The organism is Vibrio sp. 10N.222.49.C9 (assembly GCF_041474985.1).
Lineage (GTDB): Bacteria > Pseudomonadota > Gammaproteobacteria > Enterobacterales > Vibrionaceae > Vibrio > Vibrio crassostreae_C.
This window is the reverse complement of the sequence record NZ_JBFRVD010000102.1, coordinates 1-411: the sequence shown is the minus strand read 5'-3', so window position 1 is coordinate 411 and position 411 is coordinate 1. Positions and strand designations below refer to the sequence as shown.

Here is a 411-nt window from a genome sequence, read left to right as displayed (position 1 = left end):
GATGATGTGCCAACCATCACAGATACGACTGTTGCGAGTACGTTTGTCGTTGATGAAGGCGATTTAGGCTCTGTTATCGCTCAGGCGGCAGGCTCGTTTGTTACCACGGAAGGTGCAGACCAAGTAGAGGCTTACGAACTACGCAATATCTCGACTCTGGAAGCGACGCTATCGTCGGGCAATGAAGGTATTAAGATCACTGAGATCACAGGTGCTGCTAACACGACCACCTACCAAGGCGCAGCTGACGTGAGCGGAACGCCAATCTTCACATTAGTGCTGACTGATGAAGGTGCTTATACGTTTACTTTACTTGGCCCTCTCAATCACGCTACGACACCAAATAACCTCGATACATTAACAATACCGTTTGATGTTGTAGCCGTTGATAGTGATGGCGATGATTCTAAC

The 411-nt window shown here is 48.2% G+C and carries 1 protein-coding gene; it reads left to right on the top strand.

Annotated elements, in window-relative coordinates; translation table 11 throughout:
• On the top strand, positions 1-411 hold a 411-nt coding region (locus AB4585_RS22110; protein WP_372170957.1), incomplete at both ends, for a hypothetical protein.